This window comes from Bradyrhizobium sp. Rc2d (assembly GCF_900099855.1).
Classification (GTDB): domain Bacteria; phylum Pseudomonadota; class Alphaproteobacteria; order Rhizobiales; family Xanthobacteraceae; genus Bradyrhizobium.
This window is the reverse complement of record NZ_FNCU01000032.1, coordinates 73,339-94,386: the sequence shown is the minus strand read 5'-3', so window position 1 is coordinate 94,386 and position 21,048 is coordinate 73,339. Positions and strand designations below refer to the sequence as shown.

At 65.0% G+C, this 21,048-nt stretch carries 23 protein-coding genes, 1 tRNA gene and 1 pseudogene; 9 read left to right on the top strand and 16 right to left on the bottom strand.

The genetic code is table 11. The features are described 5' to 3' along the window. From BLV07_RS31090 to BLV07_RS31070, 5 genes and pseudogenes are all read right to left on the bottom strand, one after another. Positions 1-200: pseudogene (locus BLV07_RS31090) on the bottom strand (IS110 family transposase); the annotation flags it as partial. Positions 201-364: 164 nt separating this feature from the next. Then, positions 365-1,189, bottom strand: a complete 825-nt coding sequence (locus tag BLV07_RS31085) for an ABC transporter permease (protein ID WP_176945874.1) — start codon at positions 1,187-1,189, stop codon at positions 365-367. After that, entirely contained in the window at positions 1,182-1,955 is a 774-nt protein-coding gene (locus BLV07_RS31080; protein WP_091893560.1) for an ABC transporter ATP-binding protein, read from the bottom strand. The genes BLV07_RS31085 and BLV07_RS31080 overlap by 8 nt, the downstream gene beginning before the upstream one ends. 146 nt (positions 1,956-2,101) lie before the next feature. Next, a complete protein-coding gene (locus BLV07_RS31075) occupies positions 2,102-3,106 on the bottom strand; it encodes an ABC transporter substrate-binding protein (RefSeq protein ID WP_091893558.1) in 1,005 nt (334 codons plus the stop codon). A gap of 42 nt (positions 3,107-3,148) precedes the next feature. After that, positions 3,149-4,513 (bottom strand): FAD-dependent oxidoreductase, encoded by a 1,365-nt coding sequence (locus tag BLV07_RS31070; RefSeq protein WP_091893555.1) that lies wholly within the window; start codon positions 4,511-4,513, stop codon positions 3,149-3,151. A 110-nt stretch (positions 4,514-4,623) separates the two neighbouring features. Between BLV07_RS31070 and BLV07_RS31065 the strand changes: the two genes are divergently transcribed. Both BLV07_RS31065 and BLV07_RS31060 read left to right on the top strand, forming a co-directional pair. Continuing rightward, positions 4,624-5,508 (top strand): LysR family transcriptional regulator, encoded by an 885-nt coding sequence (locus BLV07_RS31065; RefSeq protein WP_091893553.1) that lies wholly within the window; start codon positions 4,624-4,626, stop codon positions 5,506-5,508. 141 nt (positions 5,509-5,649) lie between these two features. Beyond that, positions 5,650-5,922: a hypothetical protein gene (locus BLV07_RS31060; RefSeq protein WP_091893551.1), complete on the top strand. Its 273-nt coding sequence runs from the start codon at positions 5,650-5,652 to the stop codon at positions 5,920-5,922. 3 nt (positions 5,923-5,925) lie between these two features. On the opposite strand, the gene BLV07_RS31055 is transcribed toward BLV07_RS31060, so the two are convergent. Next, on the bottom strand, positions 5,926-6,729 hold the full coding sequence (locus BLV07_RS31055) for an enoyl-CoA hydratase-related protein (protein ID WP_091893549.1): 804 nt from the start codon (positions 6,727-6,729) through the stop codon (positions 5,926-5,928). Positions 6,730-6,884: 155 nt separating this feature from the next. Here BLV07_RS31055 and BLV07_RS31050 point away from each other — a divergent pair, with 155 nt between their 5' ends. Next, a complete protein-coding gene (locus BLV07_RS31050) occupies positions 6,885-7,859 on the top strand; it encodes a ketopantoate reductase family protein (protein WP_091893547.1) in 975 nt (324 codons plus the stop codon). A gap of 3 nt (positions 7,860-7,862) precedes the next feature. Here BLV07_RS31050 and BLV07_RS31045 read toward each other — a convergent pair whose 3' ends face one another. Both BLV07_RS31045 and BLV07_RS31040 read right to left on the bottom strand, forming a co-directional pair. Beyond that, positions 7,863-8,540, bottom strand: coding sequence for an alpha/beta hydrolase family protein (locus BLV07_RS31045; protein WP_091893545.1), 678 nt, complete (start codon positions 8,538-8,540; stop codon positions 7,863-7,865). 19 nt (positions 8,541-8,559) lie between these two features. Beyond that, complete coding sequence (locus BLV07_RS31040) at positions 8,560-9,207, bottom strand: TetR/AcrR family transcriptional regulator (protein ID WP_091893543.1); 648 nt, start codon at positions 9,205-9,207, stop codon at positions 8,560-8,562. Positions 9,208-9,279: 72 nt separating this feature from the next. On the opposite strand from BLV07_RS31040, the gene BLV07_RS31035 reads away from it, so the two are divergent. Together BLV07_RS31035 and BLV07_RS31030 are read left to right on the top strand one after the other, a co-directional pair. Continuing rightward, positions 9,280-10,224, top strand: a complete 945-nt coding sequence (locus tag BLV07_RS31035; protein WP_244551251.1) for an SDR family NAD(P)-dependent oxidoreductase — start codon at positions 9,280-9,282, stop codon at positions 10,222-10,224. A gap of 139 nt (positions 10,225-10,363) precedes the next feature. Next, the gene (locus BLV07_RS31030; protein ID WP_091893577.1) at positions 10,364-11,509 is read left to right on the top strand and encodes an acyl-CoA dehydrogenase family protein; all 1,146 of its coding nucleotides are present in this window, start codon (positions 10,364-10,366) and stop codon (positions 11,507-11,509) included. Positions 11,510-11,513: 4 nt separating this feature from the next. Here BLV07_RS31030 and BLV07_RS31025 read toward each other — a convergent pair whose 3' ends face one another. Further along, positions 11,514-12,398 carry a LysR family transcriptional regulator gene (locus tag BLV07_RS31025; protein ID WP_091893541.1) on the bottom strand — a complete coding sequence of 295 codons (885 nt, stop codon included), beginning with the start codon at positions 12,396-12,398 and terminating at the stop codon, positions 11,514-11,516. A 105-nt stretch (positions 12,399-12,503) separates the two neighbouring features. Here BLV07_RS31025 and BLV07_RS31020 point away from each other — a divergent pair, with 105 nt between their 5' ends. The 3 genes from BLV07_RS31020 to BLV07_RS31010 are packed head-to-tail and all read left to right on the top strand — an operon-like array spanning position 12,504 to position 14,004. After that, positions 12,504-12,938, top strand: a complete 435-nt coding sequence (locus tag BLV07_RS31020; protein WP_091893539.1) for a DoxX family protein — start codon at positions 12,504-12,506, stop codon at positions 12,936-12,938. 15 nt (positions 12,939-12,953) lie between these two features. Then, positions 12,954-13,415: a DsrE family protein gene (locus tag BLV07_RS31015; RefSeq protein WP_091893537.1), complete on the top strand. Its 462-nt coding sequence runs from the start codon at positions 12,954-12,956 to the stop codon at positions 13,413-13,415. Continuing rightward, positions 13,408-14,004, top strand: coding sequence for a TlpA family protein disulfide reductase (locus BLV07_RS31010; protein WP_091893535.1), 597 nt, complete (start codon positions 13,408-13,410; stop codon positions 14,002-14,004). The genes BLV07_RS31015 and BLV07_RS31010 overlap by 8 nt, the downstream gene beginning before the upstream one ends. A gap of 6 nt (positions 14,005-14,010) precedes the next feature. Here the strand turns inward: BLV07_RS31010 and BLV07_RS31005 are convergent, their stop codons facing one another. The 3 genes from BLV07_RS31005 to BLV07_RS30995 form a co-directional block, all read right to left on the bottom strand. Next, positions 14,011-15,150 (bottom strand): amidohydrolase/deacetylase family metallohydrolase, encoded by a 1,140-nt coding sequence (locus BLV07_RS31005; RefSeq protein ID WP_091893533.1) that lies wholly within the window; start codon positions 15,148-15,150, stop codon positions 14,011-14,013. Between the two features lie 141 nt (positions 15,151-15,291). Next, a complete protein-coding gene (locus BLV07_RS31000) occupies positions 15,292-16,422 on the bottom strand; it encodes a DUF2252 family protein (protein WP_091893531.1) in 1,131 nt (376 codons plus the stop codon). Between the two features lie 268 nt (positions 16,423-16,690). Next, positions 16,691-16,767 (bottom strand) — tRNA-Arg (locus BLV07_RS30995). A gap of 144 nt (positions 16,768-16,911) precedes the next feature. Here BLV07_RS30995 and BLV07_RS30990 point away from each other — a divergent pair. Further along, complete coding sequence (locus BLV07_RS30990; RefSeq protein ID WP_091893529.1) at positions 16,912-17,271, top strand: VOC family protein; 360 nt, start codon at positions 16,912-16,914, stop codon at positions 17,269-17,271. Between the two features lie 12 nt (positions 17,272-17,283). On the opposite strand, the gene BLV07_RS30985 is transcribed toward BLV07_RS30990, so the two are convergent. From BLV07_RS30985 to BLV07_RS30970, 4 genes are all read right to left on the bottom strand, one after another. Then, positions 17,284-18,240, bottom strand: coding sequence for a tripartite tricarboxylate transporter substrate-binding protein (locus BLV07_RS30985; RefSeq protein ID WP_091893527.1), 957 nt, complete (start codon positions 18,238-18,240; stop codon positions 17,284-17,286). Between the two features lie 141 nt (positions 18,241-18,381). Then, entirely contained in the window at positions 18,382-18,753 is a 372-nt protein-coding gene (locus BLV07_RS30980) for a cupin domain-containing protein (protein ID WP_091893525.1), read from the bottom strand. 27 nt (positions 18,754-18,780) lie between these two features. Then, on the bottom strand, positions 18,781-19,419 hold the full coding sequence (locus BLV07_RS30975) for an RraA family protein (RefSeq protein ID WP_091893523.1): 639 nt from the start codon (positions 19,417-19,419) through the stop codon (positions 18,781-18,783). Positions 19,420-19,444: 25 nt separating this feature from the next. Beyond that, entirely contained in the window at positions 19,445-20,962 is a 1,518-nt protein-coding gene (locus tag BLV07_RS30970) for an AMP-binding protein (protein ID WP_091893521.1), read from the bottom strand. Between the last annotated feature and the right edge of the window lie 86 nt (positions 20,963-21,048).

The following is a 21,048-nucleotide window of genomic DNA, read 5'->3' as shown; positions in this document are numbered from 1 at the left end:
CGGCCGATCACGCGCGCCCAATGATGAGCGCTGCCGCAAGCCTCCATGCCCACCAGGCACGGCGGCAACTGTGCGAAAAACTTCTCGACCGAGGCTCGCTTGAGCTGGCGCCTCACCACCACAGCTCCCGACGCGTCAATCCCGTGGACTTGAAAAACGTTCTTCGCCAGATCAACCCCAATCGTGCTAATCTTCGTCATGGACGGCTCCCTTTGTCTGGTTCGACTCAACATCACCAGTCTGGCACACCGATGCCGTTCGGGGGCCGTCCATCCCATCATTGCGAGCGCAGCGAAGCAATCCAGACTGTCACCGTGGAAAGACCCTGGATTGCTTCGCTGCGCTCGCAATGACGGAGAATGCCTCACCGCCAGTGCAACAGCCGCATCTCCAGCCAGCCGATCAGCTTCCCCACCGCAAGCCCGAACACCGATAGGATCACCACGCCCGCGAGCAGCTGATCGGTCTGCATCAGATTGCCGGCCTGGAGCACGAACGCGCCGATGCCGTATTGAGCGCCGATCATTTCGGCGCTGACGACGAGCAGAAGCGCGACTGAGGCGGTGATACGGAAGCCGGCGAGGATCGCGGGCAGCGCGCCGGGCCAGATCAACTTGCGCACGATGGTCGCAAACGGAACGTTGAAGCTCTGCGCCATGCGGATCAGGTTGCGCGGCACCGCATCGACGCCGCTATAGACCGAGATCGCGGTCGAGAAGAACACCCCGAGCGCAATGGTCGCGATCTTCGGCTCTTCGCCGATGCCGAGCCAGAGGATCAACAGCGGCAGCAGCGCGATCTTGGGGATCGGGAACAGCGCCGAGATGAAGGTGATGCCGACGCTGCGCGCGAGCCGCGACAGGCCGATGGCGAAGCCGACGGCGACGCCGGCCGCAGTCCCGAGCAGCCAGCCGACGCCGATGCGCAGCAGCGAGGCCGAAACGTGCTGCCAGAGCGCGCCTGATATCGCGAGCTGGTAGATCGCGCGCACGATCGCCGACGGCGCCGGCAGGAACAGCGGATTGACAAGGCCCAGGGTGCCGGCGGCCTGCCAGATTGCAATGACGAGCGCGAGCGCGATCCAGCCACCAAAACGGCTCGACGCAGGCACGAAGCCCGCACCGCGGAAGCGGACGCGCCGGGTCGCCTCGTCCTTCGCTGATGTTTCCGCCAAGGCCCGATCAAGCATGTTGGACCTCGCGCTCGGCATCGATCGCCTCATTGCGGATCAGCGACCAGATCTGGTTCTGCAGCGCCAGCAGCTTTTCACGCGCCGCGGTCTCGCCGCGTTCGGCGCGCGTCATCGGCACCGTCACGACCTCGCGAATACGCCCGGGCCGGCGCGACAGCACCACGATGCGGTCGGCGAGCCGCGCCGCCTCTTCGAGATTGTGCGTGACATAGACCGCGCCCATGCCACCATCGGCGAGCAGGCTAACGAAATCCTCCATCAACAGCTCACGCGTCTGCGAATCCAGCGCTGACAGCGGCTCGTCCATTAGCAGGATCGCAGGTTTGACCGCCAGCGCGCGCGAAATGCCGACGCGCTGGCGCATGCCGCCGGAGAGCTGTTTTGGATAGGTTTTGCGAAAATCGGTCAGGCCGGTGCGGCGGAGCGCATCGTCGACCAGCGCGCGGCGCTGCGTCGCCGAGAGCTGGGTATGCAGCAGCGGGAATTCGACGTTCTCCTCGACCGTCGCCCATGGCAGCAGCGCGAAATCCTGGAACACGAAGGTCAGCGGATTGAGGCTGTCCGTCGGCGGCGTCCCGCGCAACTCGGGCGCACCGGAGCTCGGCTGCAGCAGGCCGCCAAGGATCGACAGCAGCGTGCTCTTGCCGCAACCGGAGGGACCGACGATCGCCACCACCTCGCCGGCACTGACCGTGAACGAGACGTCGTCGAGCACGGCGAGATCGCCGAAGCGGTGGCAGATGTGGTTGGCGATCAGATCCATGTTACGGCCTCAGTGTCGTCCCGGCGGCATCCGGGCCGTGCATCCTTCGAGGCGCGACTTGCGGAAGACCGCAAGTCGCGCACCTCCAGCGACAACGGCTTCGCCGTTGCGCGGGGATGACGGGGTGAGAGTAGAGCGCCCAGCATTCAATCCGCCTTCACATAGTCCTTCGCTATGATCGCGTTGGCATCAAAGCCCTTGTCGGCAAAGCCCTGCTCCTGGAGCCATTTGATCTGGTTGTCGACGTTCTTCACGTCCAGCTTGCCGTCGGGGTCGATATAGGCACAATTGCCGACCACCTGCTCGACCGGCAAATTGGTGTACTTGGCAATGATCTCCAAGAGCGGCTTCGTCTTGTCGTTGATCGGCGCGACGCCGTCCTTCATCGCGGCGAGAATGACGTCGTGATATTCGCGGTCGGCCTTCGCGAGCGCGCCGAGCAGTTTTGTCACCAGCACCTTGTTGGTCAGCGTCTTCGGCGAAGCAAACACGGCGCCTAGCTGCCACGGCGTCTCGTCGCCGACCCAGCCCAAAAATTTTGCGCCGCCCTCGTCCATCAGCTTGCGCGCGGTGGAGATCGGCAGCAGAGCGGCGTCGACGGTCTCGCCCTTCAGCGCAGCCGCCGCATTCGACAGCGATTGCAGCGGCACGATCTTCACGTCCGTAAGCTTGAAGCCGTATTTGTCGGCGAGCAGGCCGAGCGAATAGTGAAAGCTTGACCCGACCTGCGTCACCGCCACGCGCTTGCCGGCAAGATCCTTCGGCGTCTTCAGCCCGGCGGCGTAGGCGTTGTTGCTGGCGAAATAGCCGATCAGGGGATAGCCGGCCTTCTCGCGGCTCATGCCGCCGATCACCTTCAGCGTGCCCTTGCCGGCGAGATTGTAGAGACCTGCGGTGAAGGCGGTGATGCCAAAATCGACGTCACCCGAGGTGGTGGCGACCGCGATCGGCTGCGCCGCATCGAAGAACTTCAGCTCGACCTCGAGGCCAGCCTCACGAAAATAGCCCTTGTCCTGGGCGATGAAGACCGGCGCGGAGGACGACAGACGAAGCACGCCGATCTTCGCCTTCAGCGCGTCTTCGGCCCTGGCCGTGCTCATCGCCATGATCGCCAAAAGGCCCACTAGCGCGAGCCGCGCAATCCCGATCATCCCGTTTCCTCCAGTGGTGCTCTTGGTCGTTCTTGCCGTCCGCTACAGGCCCTCGGGCACCATCTCGTCCCGCCCGATGAAGGCGCCCTGTTGTTTCAACGTTTCCTGCAATTTTTCAACGGGGATGTCACGCGGGATCCGGTTTCCGGACAGCGCCAGCGCGGCGGCGGAACCGGCGGCTTCGCCCATCACGAAGCAGGCCCCGGAGACCCGCGCCGCCGACTGGCCCTCATGGGTCATCGAGGCACAGCGGCCGGCGACCAGGAGATTGTCGACGCCTTCGGGCACCAGCATGCGATAAGGCAGCTCGTTATAGCCGCGCGATTCCGGGATCGGCGGGAAGGTGAAGACGACGTCGCCGGGCACATGGGCCTCGATCGGCCAGCCATTGACGCCGATGGAATCCTCGAACGAAGCGCAGCCGAGCACGTCCTCGCCGCTGAGCTGATAGCCGCCCTTGATGCGGCGGGTCTCGCGAATGCCGAGCTGCGGCGGCAGGTCGACGATGTAGGACTTTTCGAAGCCCGGCACGGTGCGCAGGAATTCGAACGCGGCAAGCGCCTGCTTGCGGCCCTCGATCTCGCCGCGGGTGAGATCGTCGGGCTCGACGCCGTTGACGGCATGGCCGTCTTCGCGCGCCACTTGGGTGAAATTCACCCGCCATTCGATGCCGGATTTTTGCGGCCGCACGATCGCGCTCTTGCGCGGGAATGTGTGGGTGCCGGCCGCGATGGCCTTTTCCATCAATTGCGGAATGGTGCGCCAGGCATCGCCCGCCTTCGCGGGATCAATCCCGTTGAGACGCAGCATCATCGAGGGATACATCGGATGGCCCTGTTCGTCGCCGATCTCGAACGGCGCACCGGCCCAGACCGCAAGATCGCCGTCGCCGGAGCAGTCGATGAAGATTTCGGCGCGCACCGCCTGCCGGCCGGCCTTGGTCTCGACCATCAGCGCGTCGATGCGGCGGTCATCGCCCATCACCACGCCGGCGCCGAGCGCGTGGAAGAGGATGTTCACCTTGTGGCTGGCAAGCAGCTCGTCGGCCGCGATCTTGTAGGCGGCGGTGTCATAGGCCTGTGCAAAGACCTTGCCGAGGATCAGGTGCGGCGCATTGAGACCGTTGAGCCGATCGATCCGCGCCAGCAACTCGGACGCCATGCCCTGCACCAGCCGCCGGTGCTCGCCATGGACATTGCCATGCAGGCCGCAGAAATTGGTGACGCCGGCCGCCGTGCCCATGCCGCCGAGAAAGCCATAGCGCTCGATCAGCAGCGTCTTCCGCCCGGCGCGCGCGGCTGAGGCCGCGGCGACAATGCCGGCGGGGCCGCCGCCGAGCACGACGACTTCGTATTCGCCATAGAGCGGCACTTGTCGTGCCGGTTCTTCGATCATCGTGGCCCGCATGGCGCGTCCGCTCCCAAAATCTCTTGGTTGGGACAACTATGAATTAGCGCGCGCCGGGCTACAATCCACCAAAATACGCGATCAGCTTTCGCGTATCGAGAAAGGTCGCCATGGACATCCTCGTGAACCTGCAAGCCTTCCTCGCCACGGCGGATGCGGCGGGCTTCTCCGCCGCCGCGCGAAAGCTTGATGTCTCGACCTCGGTCGTCGCCAAGCGCGTCACGCAACTGGAGGCGAGCATCGGCACGCCGTTGTTTCACCGTTCGACCCGGCAGTTGCGACTGACCGAGGCCGGACAGCGCTACGTGCATCGCGCGCGCGGCGTCGTGGCTGACGCCACCGACCTGCTCTCGCGCATGGGCGAGAAAGGCCACGATCTCGTCGATCACCTCCGCATCAAGGCGCCGACCTCGCTGACTGTGGCGCGTCTCGCCGACGCCTTCAGCGCGTTCCAGACCCAGAACCCGCGGCTGAAGCTCGAGATCGTGCTGATCGATCGCCCGGTCGATCCCGTCACCGAAGGCTTTGACATCGCCATCGGCGCCTTCCCGCATTCCTTCGGCGGCGTGGTCGACGAGCCGCTGTGCCCGTTGAAGCGGCTGCTCTGCGCTTCACCAGCATATTTGAAGAAGCATGGCACGCCAAAACATCCGCGCGACCTCGTCGAGCATCGCTGCCTCAGCTTCATGCCGACCGGCCCCGAATGGGTCTTCGACGGACCGCGTGGCCGCATCAGCATCCAGGTCAGCCCGCTGCTTTCCTCCAACGAGGGGCATGTGCTGGCGCGCAGCGCCATCGCCGGCAACGGCATCGCGCTGATGTCGCATTATCTCGTCGCGGATGCCTTGCGTGACGGTAGCCTCAAGCCGGTGCTGCGCGATTTCCCGATTCCGGAATTGTGGGTGAAGGCCGCAATTCCCGAACGGCGCCGCAACGCCGCCGCGGTGCAGGCGCTGCTCACGCTGCTGAAAACGTCACTGGCGACGTCGCTGTGAGCCTTGCGGCGCGCCGTAGCCCGCATGGAGCGCAGCGGAATGCGGGGACACCGGCCCCGGATTTCGCTTCCGCTCCATCCGGGCTACATGCTTGCCTCGAGACGGTTGCCCGGGAATGACGGACCTGACAGAAGTGCCAGCATGGACTCGACGCTTATGAAATTTCCCCTCCCCGCTTTGATCGCCCTGCTGATCTCAGTCGCTCCCGCCGCAGCCCTGGAGCAGAACTGCCGCTTCATCCAGGCCAAGGTCGATCGCGAGGCCTGCTACAAGCGGCAGGAGGACGAGCTGGCGGCCAAGCGCAAGCCTGCACCGGCGACCGATGAGAGCAAGACACTCGAAACACTGCGGCAGCTGCGGCAGGAGGACGACGCCGTCTATCGCAGCATCAACAACATCTGCCGCGGCTGCTAACGCCTAACCTTTGCCGCCGCCCCAATTCGCCGCACGCTTCTCGGCAAACGACGCCAACCCTTCCGCCGCCTCTGCGCTCTGGCGCTTGACCGAATGCAGGTGCACGAGCCGCTTGTAGGCGGCATCGTCCACCGCCATGCCGCCGAACGAGCTTTCCAGCGCGAGGCGCTTGGTCTCGGCCATCGCCTCCGGCCCGTTGGCGAGCAGCTGCTCGACCACCTTGGCGCCGGCGACTTCGAGATCGGCGAGCGGCACCACCTCGTGAACGAGGCCGATGCGGCGGGCGTCCTCGGCGCCGAAGCGCTCGCCGGTCAGGGCGTACCGGCGGACCTGGCGCACGCCGATGGCGTCGCAAAGTTGGGGGATGATGATCGCCGCGGTCAGGCCCCAGCGCACCTCGGTGATCGAGAATAGCGCGTTTTCGGCCGCGATGACGACATCGCAGGCCGCGATCACGCCGGTGCCGCCACCGAAGCAGCCGCCTTGCACCAGCGCGACCGTCGGAACCGGCAGCGTGTTGAGCCGCTGCACGGCCTCGAAGGTCGCTCGTGACGCCGCCTCGTTCGCTTCAGTCGATTGCGGCCGCACGCCGTTGATCCATTTGAGGTCGGCGCCGGCCTGGAAATGCTTGCCATTGCCCCGGAGCACGACGACGCGCAAGTTCCGCTTGTTGCCGAGATCGTCCATGGCCGCGAGCACGCCCGCGATCAGCGCGCCGTCATAGGCGTTGTTGACCTCGGGACGGTTCAAGGTGACGGTCGCGACGCCGCGCTCATCTGATGTCCACAGGACGGGGTTGGCGGTCATCGGCGATCCTCCGGTCGGTTTGTTTGCCCTGCACTATGACCGAGGCTGCTTGCCTTGATCCATATCTTTCCGGCGTGGGGCGGCCGCGTCCATCGCATGGCGGCTTGTGTCATGCTGGCAGCTGATGGCACCAAGGGATCAGGACGGGACATCACATGCGCATCTGCATTTTCGGCGCGGGCGCCGTCGGCAGCCACATTGCGGTCCGGCTCGCACGTGCCGGCCATGAGGTCTCGTGCGTGATGCGGGGCGCACATCTGGAGGCGGCGCGCGCAGGCGGCCTCAAGCTGCGCGTCGGCGATTCCGAGGTCAGCGCCAAGGTGAACGCGTCAGGCGATCCGGCCCAACTCGGCCCGCAGGACGTCGTGATCTCGACGCTGAAGGCAACCGCACTTCAGGGACTGGTTTCCAACATCAAGCCGCTGCTCCAGGACGACACAGCGATCGTGTTCGCGCAGAACGGCATTCCCTGGTGGTACGGCATCGGCCTGCCGCCGCGGCACCCGACCCCGCCCGACATTTCCTTCCTCGATCCCGGCGGTCGGTTGCGTGCCTGCATCCCGAAGGAGCGGATCGTCGGCGGCGTCGTCTTCTCCTCCAACGAGGTGATCGCGCCCGGCGTGGTGCAGAACCTGACGCCGGACCGCAACCGCCTGCTGATCGGGGAATGCGACGACCGCAATTGCGAGCGCATCACCAAGCTGCGCGGCGTCTTCAACGATGCCCGGCTGGAATCGCCGCCGGTGGCCGAGATCCGCGAGGCGATCTGGCCAAAGCTGCTGACTAACATGTCGCTGTCGGTGCTGTGCCTGCTCACCGGCCAGACCGCGCGCGGCGTGCGCGACGACCCCGCCTTCACTGAAGTCATTCCGCGCATGCTGAACGAGGCCAATGACATTGCCCAGCATTTCATTCCCGAGGTCAAACGCGTGACCCGGAGCGGCCCCGCCCCCAACCACAAGCCGTCGCTGCTGCAGGACTACGAGCTCGGCCGCGCCATGGAGATCGACGTGCTGGTGAAGGCGCCCGCTGCCTTCGCGCGCACCGCCGGCCTGTCGACGCCGACGCTCGACCTGATCGCCGCGCTCGCGATCCAGAAGGCGCGCGACAAGGGGCTTTACTCGGCCTGAGATTCAGGCGAGCCCGTCGATCCAGGCCGCGAGCGCGTCCAGCACCTCGGTGAGCGCCTCATCATTGGTACGGCCGGACTTCTTTAGCACCGCAAACGAATGGTCGCCGGCTTCGACCTGATGCAGCGTCGCCTGCGGGCCGAGCTTCTCGACGACAGGCTTGAGATAGCCCAGATCGGCAAGCCCATCGCGGGTGCCTTGCAAGAACAGCATGGGGATAGCGATGCCGGCGAGGTGCTCGGCGCGCTCGGAGGACGGCTTCTTGTCGGCGTGCAAGGGGAAGCCGAGGAAGGCGAGCCCTTTGACATCAGGCAATGCAGCCTTGGACTGCGCCTGTGATGTCATGCGCCCGCCGAACGATTTTCCGCCGGCGATGAGCGTGATGCCGGGGCAGAGCCGGGCGGCCTCAGCGACCGCCGCGCGGATGGCGGCGTGCGCGACGGCCGGCTGGTCGGGACGCCCCTTCTTCTCCTCCATGTAGGGAAAATTGAAGCGGAATGTCGCAATGCCGCGCTCCGCAAGGCCGTCCGCGACCTTCTCCATGAAGGAATGCCGCATGTCCGCACCCGCGCCATGCGCAAGGACGTAGCAGGCGCGCGCATGGGCCGGCAGCGTCAGGATTGCGGACACCGTGCCGATGTGTTCGATGTCGAGCTTGAGTTCGGTCGTCTTGCTTGTCATGACGTCGTCAGGCCCTCACTCAACGGCGCGTGCCGCTCGCCGGCCATAGATAGTTCAGGACTTGGTCGAGCGTCATCATGATCTCGCGGCGTCCGGCCTCGTTCTTCACAGAGCCGAATTTCTCCTCGAGCGCAAGCTTGGCAAAGCCGTGAACGGTGGACCAGGCCGCCGCAGCCGCTGTCTTCGCCTCCTTCGCCGTCCCGGCGGCCAGCTCGGCGACGACGATCTCGAACGCGTGACCGGCGGCCCTGCTCGCCTGCCTCAGACGCGCATCGTCTGCCACGAGGCGCTTGTTCGCAAACATCATCTGGAACCGGCCGGGATGTGTCAGCGCAAAATCGACATAAGCAAGTCCTTGGGCATGGAGCTTGTCGCGCGCACCCTGCTTGCCGGATGCCGCCTCGCGCAAGGCGCCGGCAAGCGCGTCGTAACCGCGGATCGCGACTTCGGTGAGAAGCCCCTGCGCGTTCCCGAAATGGTGCGACGGGGCAGCCGGCGAGACCCCGGCGCGGCGCGCGGCTTCGCGCAGCGTGAAACCCTCGGCACCCTGCTCGGCGAGAATGGCTTCGCTCGCGGCGATCAACGCCTCCTGCAATTCACCGTGATGATAACCGGGCTCCGGCTTTGGCCGCGTCGCACCGGCACCGCGCTTGGCGTGTTTCTTCATGTAACTTGACACTGTTCAGATTGCGGCATATCCATCTTAACACTGTTTAGATGAGTGGCCCCGGAGTTCGAAATGACCGAAATGCAGGATATCACCGCAAGCAGTCCCGTAAAGCGGCGTCATCTGGTCGGAGGCGCCGCGCTCGGCATGCTCGCGGGCGCCGTCGGTGGCCTCGCTGGAGGCGTGGCGCTCGGCCAGAGCGCGACGCTGCCGCAGCAGAAGCCCAGCGGCAAGCGCCGATTCGAGGGCAAGGTCGTCATCGTCACGGGCGGCACCTCCGGCATCGGCCGCGCCGCGACGCTGATGTTCGCGGCCGAAGGCGGCCAGGTCGCCTTCTGCGGCCGCAACGCCGAGCGCGGCAAACAGGTGGAGAACGAGGTGCGCGAGGCCGGCGGCGACGCGATCTTCATTCGCGCCGACGTCCGCAACGAGGCCGAGATCAAGGCGCTGGTCGACAAGACGATCGAACGCTACGGACGGCTCGACGTCGCCTTCAACAATGCCGGCATTTCCATCGAGCGTCCCCTTCACGAATACAGCGCGGCCGAATTCGACGACGTGATCAGCACCGACCTGCGCGGCGTATTTCTGTCGATGAAGTATGAGATCCCTCACATGCTGGAGAAAGGCGGCGCGATCGTCGTCACGGCGTCGTCGAACGCCGTTGCCACGACAGCCAAACGCTCGGCCTATTCGGCGGCCAAGCGCGGACTGGTCGGCCTGGTCCAGGCTGCGGCACTCGACTACGCAAAACATGGCATCCGCATCAACACGCTGGTTCCCGGTACCACCGACACGCCGATGATTCGCCGGCTCGCCGGCATGGAGAATCTGCCCGATGCAGCCTGGCACGTCGGCATCGCGCAATGGGCCAAATCCAACGTTCCGGGCTTGCAGCGCGTGGCAACGCCCGAGGAGATCGCTGCATTTGCGCTCGTGCTGGCCTCCGACGATCATCCCTACACGACTGGCGGTCAGTTCGTCATCGACGGCGGCAAGACCGCACATGGCGGCTAGACCGGGCGCAGCCTGAAAACACAATTCGCGGCGATCTCGAATGGCATACCAAGGGGACAGCCTTGCGCCCATGCCGGCCGTTGTGGCAGGCCTGACGCGCTGGCTGTCGCAAGGCGCGACATCACCGATCGAGGTTTCCATGTCCTACCGCTCCTCCTGGATGACCGAAGAGCTCGAAATCTTCCGGGACCAGTTCCGGAAATACCTCGCCAAGGACCTGGCGCCGCACGCCGAAAAATGGCGCGAGCAGAAGATGGTCGACCGCTTCGCCTGGCGCGGGCTCGGCGAGATGGGCGCGCTCTTGGCAAGCGTGCCGGAGGAATACGGCGGCCTTGGCGCCACTTTCGCCTATGACGCCGCCGTTCTGGACGATCTCGAGAGTACGGTGCCGGAGCTGACGACCGGCGTTTCCGTGCACAGCGCCATCGTCGCGCACTACATCCTCAATTACGGCTCGGAGGAGCAGAAGAAGCGCTGGCTGCCGAAGATGGCCTCGGGCGAGATGGTCGGGGCCATCGCCATGACCGAGCCCGGCACCGGCTCGGATTTGCAGGCCGTGAAGACCACGGCGAAGAAGCAGGGCAATTCCTACGTCATCAACGGTCAGAAAACGTTCATCACCAACGGCCAGGCCGCCGATCTCGTCATCGTGGTCGCGCGTACCGGCGAGGCGGGCGCCAAGGGCATTTCGCTGATCGTGGTCGAGACCGCCGGCGCGGACGGCTACAAGCGCGGGCGCAACCTCGACAAGATCGGCCTGCACGCCTCCGACACGTCGGAACTGTTCTTCGACAACGTGACCGTGCCGCCGGAAAACCTGCTCGGCAAGGAGGAAGGCCAGGGCTTTGTGCAGCTGATGCAGCAATTGCCGCAGGAGCGCCTCGCGCTCGCGGTCGGCGCCGTCGCCTCGATGGAGCGCGCGGTCAAGCTCACCACCGACTACACCAAGGAGCGCAAAGCCTTCGGCAAGCCGCTGATGGACTTCCAGAACACCGCCTTCACCCTCGCCGAACGCAAGACCGAGGCGATGATCGCGCGTGTCTTCGTCGACTGGTGCATCGAGCGCCTGATCGCCAAAGATCTCGACACGGTCACGGCGTCGATGGCGAAATATTGGTGCTCGGAGAAGCAGGTCGAGACCGCCGACGAATGCCTGCAGCTGTTCGGCGGCTATGGCTACATGCAGGAATATCCGATCTCGCGCATCTTCATCGATTCCCGCATCCAGAAGATCTACGGCGGCACCAACGAAATCATGAAGCTGTTGATCGCGAGGTCGTTGTAGCCGTTCACTTCATCCGCTTGTCGGCGGCGATGAAGTCGATGAAGGTCCGCACTTTCGCTGAGAGATATTTGCGGCTCGGATAGACCGCGAACAGCTTTCCCTCGAAGATGACCTGCTCGGACATGAGGTGCTCGAGACGTCCGGCGGCGATGTCATCAGTGACCAGCCATTTCGGCAGGAAGGCGAGGCCCATGCCCTCCAGCGCAGCCATGTGCAGCAGCGTTTCGTTGGCGCTGCGCAGCACCGGATTGAGCTTGACGGTCTCGGGGCCGTGCTCGCCCTGGAAGGAGAAGCTCTCGCCGGGATAAAGCGCGTAGTGCAACAGCGCTTGTCCGGAGAGATCGGCAAAGGTCGCCGGGCGGCCGGCGCGTTTGAGAAACGCAGGGGCTGCAACCAAATAGAACGGGACTCTGGTGATGGGCCGCGCGATCAACGCCTCGTCGGGCGCGCCGGTCGCGCGCAAGGCGAGGTCGAATCCCTCCTCGACCAGATTGACCAGCCGTCCGCTGAGATCGACATCGAGACGCACGTCCGGATAGCGCGCCTGATAGTCTGCGAGCACGCCGGCAAAGATCGCGTTCGCCATCCACACCGGCGCGGTCAGCCGCAGCGTGCCGCGTGGAACAACGGTCGCCTTGCTGACGGCGGCCTCGACCTCGTCGAGCGAGTCGAGCATCTGCCGCGCCTGCTCGAAATAGAGCGCGCCGCCTTCGCTCAGGCTGACGCGCCGGCTGGTCCGGTTCAACAGCCGGGTGCCAAGCCGCTTCTCGAGCTGCATCACATGTTTGCTCGCCATGGCGGGCGAGATGCGCAGGCGCTGCGCCGCAGTCGCAAAGCTCTTCAGCTCGGCGACCAGGCAAAACACCCTCATGCTGACCAAAGAATCCATGAGATCATCAACACCCAGGAAATAAACCGATCCTGGAACAGATAATGATCAAGAATGGTGAAACTATCAAATGGTGGCAACCCTCACATCCCCTGGAGAACCACCATGTCCACCACCACCACCACCATCGAGACCGCCGCCCCCGGGCGCGCCTTGCGCATCGGCCTCTGGGTCGCGCAGGTCCTCCTCGCCTTTGTCTTCATCTCGGCGGGGCTGGTCAAGCTGACGACACCCATTCCCCAGCTTGCGGCGATGATGCCCTGGGCAGGCCAGTATTCCGAGCCCTTCGTCCGCTTCGTCGCGCTGGTTGATCTCGCCGGCGGGATCAGCATTCTGCTGCCGGCCCTAACACGCATCCTGCCGCGGCTGACGGTGCTGGCCGCGCTGGGCTGTTCCGTGCTGCAGGTGTTCGCGCTGGTCTTCCACCTTTCGCGCGGCGAGGCTCCGATCGCGCCGCTCAACGTCGTCCTGCTGGCGCTCAGCCTGTTCGTGCTGTGGGGACGCAACAGCAAGGCGCCAATTGCACCGCGTCAGTTCTGACCGGTCGCCACAGCCATGATCTCAGCCAACGGATGGTCCCGCAGGGGGCTGCTCGCCGGCGCATCAATCCTCACGGCCGGCGGCCCCGCCGCGGCCAAGGAAGATCGTCTCGCCGACGGCGTCGTGATCCTGATCGACAGCAACGAGCCCTATGTCATGGGACACGCGATCAGTTATTCCGCCAATCTCTCCAAGCATTTTGCCGAGAGGGGGGCGAGATTGCTGATCGAGGTCGTTGCCAACGGCAAAGGCATCGACGTCTTCAGGGCCGACAAGACTCCGCTGGTCGAGCCGCTGGCGACGCTGAGACAGTCGCTGCCGAACCTCACCTACAGCATGTGCGCCTCGTCCAAGGCGATCGCGGAGGCCAAGGAGCAGGTCTCGATCCCGTTGATATCGGGCGCGAGCCTCGTCCCGTTCGGCATCGGGCGCGTGGTCGACCTGCAGCTGAAAGGCTGGGCTTATATCCATGCGTGATGCTGCGCGCACAAGCGTTGCGGTGCTGTCGCGACGATCGATTCTGATGGCCGCGCCGGCCTATCTCGCTTTCCTGCGCTCAAGTGGCGCGCAGGACAGCTGGCCGCCGGTGTTCGAAGCCGGCCGCAGCCAATTTACGGTAGTGCGGCCCCGTGCGCCGATGCCACAGCTCAGGCTTCAGGACCCGCACGGTCGGGACGCCGTCGTGACGGCCAAGCCGGGCCACATCACATTGGTGAACTTCTGGGCCACCTGGTGCGCCGCCTGCCGGCTCGATCTGCCCGCGCTCGCAAGCCTTGCTGCGTCACGGCCCGACCGGCTCGACATCGTCGCGATCTGCACCGACACCAAAGACCTGCGCAAGATCCGCACGTATCTCGGCGGCCTCGCCGTGCAAAATCTCGCCTGCTATATCGATGCCTATGGCACAGCGGCCGAAGCATCTACCGCGATGTTCTCGCTCGTCGGCATGCCCATCACCTATCTCGTCGGAATGAGCGGCCGCGTCGAGGGCTACATCACGGGTGCGCCCGACTGGCTCTCGCCGGCGGGCGCGCGCCTGCTCCAATTCTATCGCGAGCAGGGCTAGCGATCATCAATTCGGATGCCACCAGCGGCCGCCGATGACGACGCCTTCGGAGACGATCTTCCTGTTACCGATCAGGTGCTCGCCGACGACGTCCTCATAATCGAACTGACCTTGTTTGACCGAGATCAGCGTGGCGTCGCCGACGCACCCCGGCTTGAGGCTGCCGAGCTCGGGGCGCCGCAGCGCCATCGCCGCATTCACCGTCGAGGCGGCGATCACATCCGGCAGCTCCATGCCCATGCACAGGAATTTCGACATGGTCGTGACCTGGTCATAGGCCGGGCCGTCGATGCACAGCATGTGAATGTCGGAGGAGATCGTGTCCGGATAGAAGCCGTTGGCGAGCATGGCGCGCGCGGTCTTGAACGCGAACGAGCCCTTGCCATGGCCGATGTCGAACAGCACGCCGCGCTCGCGCGCATCCAGCACCGCCTTCTTCACCGTGCCCTGCGCAGTCGCCGGCGTATTGGGGAAGGGCCGGAACGCGTGGGTGAGCACGTCGCCGGGACGCAGGCGCGCCAACACTTCCTCATAGCTCGGCGGCGGATGGTCGATATGCGCCATCAGGGGCATGCCGACCTCGTCGGCAACCTCCAGCGCAATGTCGAGCGGCACGGTCCCCGACGTGCCCGACGAATGCAGGCCCACGCGCACCTTGATGCCGACGATGAGGTCGCGATTGGCATCGGCCACCTTGGCCGCATCGACCGGATTCATCAGCCGCAGCTCCTCGCTCTCGCCGACCATGATCCGGTGCGAGAAACCGAAGATGCCGGCATGGGAGACGTGCAGATAGGCGAGGATGCGGACCTGGCTCGGCTCGATCACATGCTTGCGAAAACCCGCGAAATTGCCGGGCCCGGCGCTGCCGGTGTCCACCGCCGTGGTGACGCCGGAGAGGCGGCAGAATTCCTCGGCATCGATGCCGAGCGAGGTACCGCCCCAATAGACATGGGTGTGCAGATCGATCAGCCCCGGCGTGACGATGTAGCGCGAGACGTCACGGACCTCGGTGCCCGGATCGGCCTTGAGCCCGCTGCCGATCGCAGCGACCTTGCCACCGGCAAAGGCGACATCGGTCACGGCATCGAGCTTCTGGGACGGATCGACCACACGGCCGCCGCGCAGGATCAAGTCGAAAGGCATTGTGGTCTCCAGAATTGTGGCCAGGCATTGCAGATGGCGGCCGTGCGACCTTAGTCGCCGTCCTGCCTATAGCAAATCTTGTAGCAAATCTTGCACCAACCGGGCAAAGCGCGGAGGTGATCGGAGCCCGCCGCTCGCCGGTCAACCGTGCCTGCGCCACTCCTCGAAATCATCTTCGACGAATGCGGCGGCGGCCTTTGCAGCAGCATGCAGCCAATCGTTGTCGCGTTTAATCAGGTCTGCGGCGATCGTGGTCGATGCGCCTGCCGTCGCGGCGTGAATGGCGCCGATGTCAAAGCCCATGACGTTGAGCAGATCGAGCTCCAGGCTCATGTTCGCGTGATCCCCGAGATTGATCTTGCGGGAGTCGGGCGCAAGGCGCCGGATCACGAAGCCATTTTGGCGTTCGAGCACGAGGTGTGGATCGGGAGCTCGATGCGAACCTTTCGCGAGGTCGAGAAAGCGCAGCTTGCCTTTCCGATCATGCGCCCAATCCCAGGCCGACGGCACCAGCGCCTTAGCTTCCCTGACGATTTGGCCGCCGCACCAATCGGCAATGGCGAGGAATCGCGGCCGGCCCAAGCTGCCGACACCTGCCACGCGCGTCGCGAAGCGATCGAATGCGGCACCGGGCGGTAATTTCTTGCGGAGTGTTGCGGCAACAGCAGACGGTGGCTTCGCTCGCGGATATTTCTCCACGTCGCCCCAGAATTCATGGCGTTCGTCGTCGGTGCATGTCACGTAAGCGCGCATCCAGCTCGCCTGCTCATCCAGGAGCGAGGGCCGCGGTTGTTTGAGCCCCTTCTTGTAACCATCGAGAATCGCCTTTGCGGCATCACCATTGCCAACGTGGGTCATGGCCCTCGCCTTCTTTTTCTTGGCCTTTGGCGCGAGCCGGGCGCTTGTCGCAAGGCGCACGAGGTCGAAGGGATAGGCAATGCTCGCGGCCTCGTCGAAATCGTTGACGCCCCAGACGAGGCGTCCCTCCGCGTCGCGCCAAGTCCCGAAATTTTCGATATGGGTGTCCCCCACGGACGGCACGCGCGGCGCGTCCGTCAACTCCGGGCAGAGCGCTTCGATAGACCTGGCCCAGCGGAAGAAGGTTGCACGAAGGAAGACGAACGGGTCGTCCTTCATCTTTTTGTGCTTTTCGTCGAGGTCGCGCTCGACGACCTTGCATTGGGAACGCAGCCAGCGCTCGAACTCTCTATTGTGGTCCAGAAATGAACGCGGCCCGATCCCGCCGCGGCTATTTGACTTCTGCTTGATCACCGCCAGAACTTTCCAAAAAGAATGATGATGAGCGAGTTCGCGGAAATGATTGCGGGCTGTTTCGCTATGAACAGGCGTCCGGATATTCAATCGCAGAGCGAGCATGATAGTCCTGGCGCTACTTTCCCGCTAGTCGAATGATATGGCGTTGCCATTGCCAGCCGCAGGGTCACGGCAGGCGAACACGAGGGCGAAGCTAAAGGATAAGGAATATGCGCGCGAGGCGCACCCAGCATCTGGCGAGCGATGCGTTAAGTATCTGAGATTATGGCGATCCCGGGAAGACTCGAACTTCCGACCTACGGTTTAGGAAACCGTCGCTCTATCCGGCTGAGCTACGGGACCGCGGAACCCGAACGCTGCGGGTTCGGTCCCCTCTTAGCAGAGCAGGATGCCGTTCGCCAGCCGCATCGCGGGCCGGGTTGTCGTCAAGGGAAGCGAGGCGGCTGTACAATCTCCTCCCGGATCCCTCTCTGCGGAGCAGCCCACATGATCGAAAGCATCAGCGCCATCACGCTCGGCACGCACGACATGGCGCGCGCCGTGCGCTTCTACCGTTCGCTGGGGTTCGAGCTCCTCCATGGCGGCGAAGCCGCAGCATTTACCAGCTTTCGCGCCGGCACCGGCTATCTCAACCTGACGGCACAGCCGGACGACAAGCGCTGGTCCTGGTGGGGCCGCGTCATCTTCTATGTCGCCGATGTCGACGCGACCTTTGAGCAGGCGCGCGCCGCCGGATGGCAGCCGTCGACCACGCCGCGCGATGCGGAATGGGGCGAACGCTATTTCCATCTCACCGACCCCGACGGCCATGAGCTCAGCTTCGCACGCCCCCTGCGCGGGCCATGAAACGGCGCTCGGCTACGCCCTGATATTGTTGTCCCTGACCACCTTGCCCCAATAGGCGACCTGCTTGTCGAAGAAGGTCTTGAAGGCAGCGCCGTCCTCGAGCAGCAACGTCATGTGCTGCGTGTCCTTGAGCTGAGCGGCGGTCGCGGGCTCGCTCAGGATCTCCTTGGAGGCCATCGCCATGGCGGCCACGATGTCGGGCGGCGTGCCTGCGGGCGCGAAGATGCCCCACCAGGCCAGCGTCTCGAAATCCGGAAAGCCTGCCTCGATCGCGGTCTGCGTGTCCGGCAAGGCCGGCAGCCGCGTGCGGCCGAGCTGCAGGATCGGCCGCAGCATGTTGGTGCCGAGCTGGGCTGCGACCAGCGCCGCCGATCCCGCGATGAGATCGACATGGCCGCCGAGCACGTCGTTCATCGCCGGCCCGCCGCCACGATAGGGTACGTGCATGATCTCGACCCCGGCCTTGCTGCCGAGCACGGTCATGGCGAGATGGCCGAGCGTGCCGATGCCGACGGAGGCGTATTTCACCGCACCGGGGGACGCCTTGCAGGCCGCCACCACGTCCGCGAAGCTCTTATAGGGACGGCCGGCGCCCGCGGCGATCACGTAAGGAGCGGTGCCCACCAGCAGGACCGGCATCAGCTCGCGCTCGACGTCGACCGGCGGCTTGTCGAGGATGGCCGGGATCACTGCGTGGGAATCGAATGTCACCAGGAACGTCGAGCCGTCCGCCGGGCTCTTGGCGACCTGTGCCGCACCGAGCGCGCCGGCGGCGCCCGATTTGTTCTCGACCACGACGATGCGGCCAAGCTTGGTTTGCAGATTGGACTGCAACAGGCGCGCCATGGCGTCGGTCGATCCGCCCGGCGGGAACGGCACCACCAGCGTGATCTTGCCGGCCTGCGCCGCTGCCGGCGCCATCGCGAGAACGGCCGGTGCGGCCAAGAGCGTGCGTCGTGTGATCGTCATGGTCCCCTCCCTTGTTGTTGCGCCCGGCTTTTGCTCGTCGGCGCTAGAGCATGATCCGGACCCGAAGGGCCGCGTTAGCGCAAAGTGTGCAGCGGTTTTCCGAAAGATCATGCTCAAGAAAATAACCTAAGCGCGAAGCGCTTAGGCCGTCCCGAAGCCCGACCCCGGTTTTCTGTATTCTGGCCGCGGTGGACTAAAGATGTCCAGCACGCGGGCGCCGTCGGGGCCGGCGCGCATGGTGTGCGGCACGTTGCCGGGCGTGCGCCAGAAATCGCCCTTCTTCACCGGGATTTCCTCATCGCCCTGGACACGGACGGCGGAGCCGTCGAGCAGCACGCCCCATTGCTCCTCGGGATGATGATGCAGCGTGCCCTGCGCATGCGGGGCCAGCGTCACCACCGACAGCATCGCCTGCTCGCCCGAGAAGATGCGCGTGGTCACTCCCGCCGCGAGCTCGCGAAACAATCCATCGCTGGGATTATCGATGTTATGGAATTCGTCCTTCTGGCTCACGCCATCCTCCCCTTCGTTCTCGCCTGATCAGGATTTTCCATACGAGCCCTGGTAACGGCCCTCACGGATCGCCTTCATGGTCTCCTCCTCGCGCGCGACCTGGGCGCGGACGGCTTCGAGCAGCGCGGCAGCACCCGCGGCGGGAAACGACACGACGCCGTCCTCGTCGCCGACGACGATGTCGCCGGGCGCAATCACGCTGCCGCCGATCGTCACCGGCACATTGATCTCGCCGGGGCCGTTCTTGTAGGGGCCGCGGTGGATCACGGCGCGGGCGTAGCAGGGAAAGTCATTGGCTGCGAACGCCGCGACATCGCGGATCGCGCCGTCGATGACGTAGCCCTCGGCTTTGCGCCATTGCGCGATGTTCTTCATGATCTCGCCGACCAGGGCCCGGGTCTCGTCGCCGCCGCCGTCGACCACGATGACGTCGCCGGGACCGACTAGCTCGAGCGCGCGGTGGATGGCGAGATTGTCGCCGGGACGGGTGCGCACCGTGAAGGCCGTCCCCACCAGCTTGCCGCCGCGATGATACGGCTTCAGTCCCACCGCGCCGGGCAGCCGGGCGAGATTGTCGGAAATCACCGAAGTCGGCGCGCCGCGAAAGCCCTCGATGATGTCGGCGGGCGGCTTCGGCACGCTGTTGGCAGCGATGGTGATGCTCATTTGGTCAGTCCTTCCGTGATGTGTCTCAATCGGCGTGCGCCCGCGCCTTGGCCGGCCAAATCCGGAAGGCGCGCCCCTGCTTCATCCACGCCGCGCGCTCGTCGCGCAACAGGGTGCGGCGGACTTTTCCGGAATCATCGCGCGGCGGGGTGCTGACGATCTCGAAGCTCTCCGGATGCTTGTAACGGCTGAGCCTGTCCCTCAAAAAATCCGCCATGCCGTCGGCGAGCGCCTGACCGTCCGCGCCCGGCTCCGGCTCGATGATGGCGTGGACACGCTGGCCCAATTCCGGATCGGGCAATCCCACCACGACGCAGGAGCGCACGCCGGGGCAGGCGGAGACGGCGGCCTCGACCTCGGCCGGATAGATGTTGGCGCCGCCGCGCAGCACCATGTCGGCGAGGCGGTCGCCGAGATAGAGATAGCCTTCCGCATCCAGCCGGCCGATATCGCCGAGCGATTCCCAACTGTCGGCGCGGCGCTTCGGCTCGGCGCCGAGATAGTGGTAGGTGGCGTCCTTGCCGTCATTGTTGAGGAAGTAGATCTCGCCGGTCTCGCCGGGCGCGACGTCGTTGCCGTCCTCGCCGATGATGCGAAGCTTCGCCATGTCGCCGATCTTGCCGACCGAGCCCTTGTGCGTCAGCCATTCCGTACCGGAGATGATGCAGGAGCCCTGGCGCTCGGTGCCGCCATAGAGCTCCCAGATCCTGTCAGGGCCGAGCCAGGCGATCCAGTTCTCCTTCAGCCAGGGCGGCATCGGCGCTGCCATGTGGAAGACCGTCTGAAGACTCGACAAATCGTAAGCATTGCGCACGCTCTCCGGCAGCGCCCAGATCCGGTGCATCATGGTCGGCACGAAATTGACCCATTGCACGCGCTCGCGTTCGATCTGCCGCAGCGTCTCCTCGGCGTCGAACTTGACGAGGCCGGTGAGCTGGCCGCCGGTGAACAGCGCGTAATGCGACACGATGAACGGCGCATTGTGATAGAGCGGACCGGGATTGAGCAACGAGACCCCGAAGGGGATGTTGAGCGGCGGCGCGGCCACGGTGTCGGTCACCGCTGGATGGTGATCGAGGATCACCTTCGGCCGGCCGGTCGAGCCGCCCGAGGTCATGGCCTTCCAGTAGCGCGCCACCGGCGGATTGAGCGGCTCGTCCGAAAAACCTTGCGGCACGAAATCCGCGGGCAGGCGGTTCGGCGCGTTCCAATCGGCCTCGCCGCCGACCACCAGCGCCGGCTTGAGGATATCGAGCACCGCGGCGGCCTCGCCGCGCGGCAGCCGCCACGACAGCGAGGTCGGCGTCGCCCCGCACTTCCACACCGCAAAGGAGGTCTCGAAGAACGCGTTGCCGTTGGGCAAACCGATCGCGACGAAGTCACCGGGCTTGACGCCCCTAGCCATGAACGCCCGCGCGCGCCGGTTGGCGCCACGCTCGAGCTCGTCCCATGTCAGCGTATCCTGCCCGTGACGAACGGCGATCGTGCCGTGTGGTTTGCGTTCAGCGTACCAGCGCGGCACGTCGGACAGGGGCAGCAGCATCAGGCGTTTCCACTTCGTCTTCTTGGCGCCGCCTCACGATGAGGCGTTCACGGTGCGAAGTGTAACAGCCGGAGACGAGCCTTCAA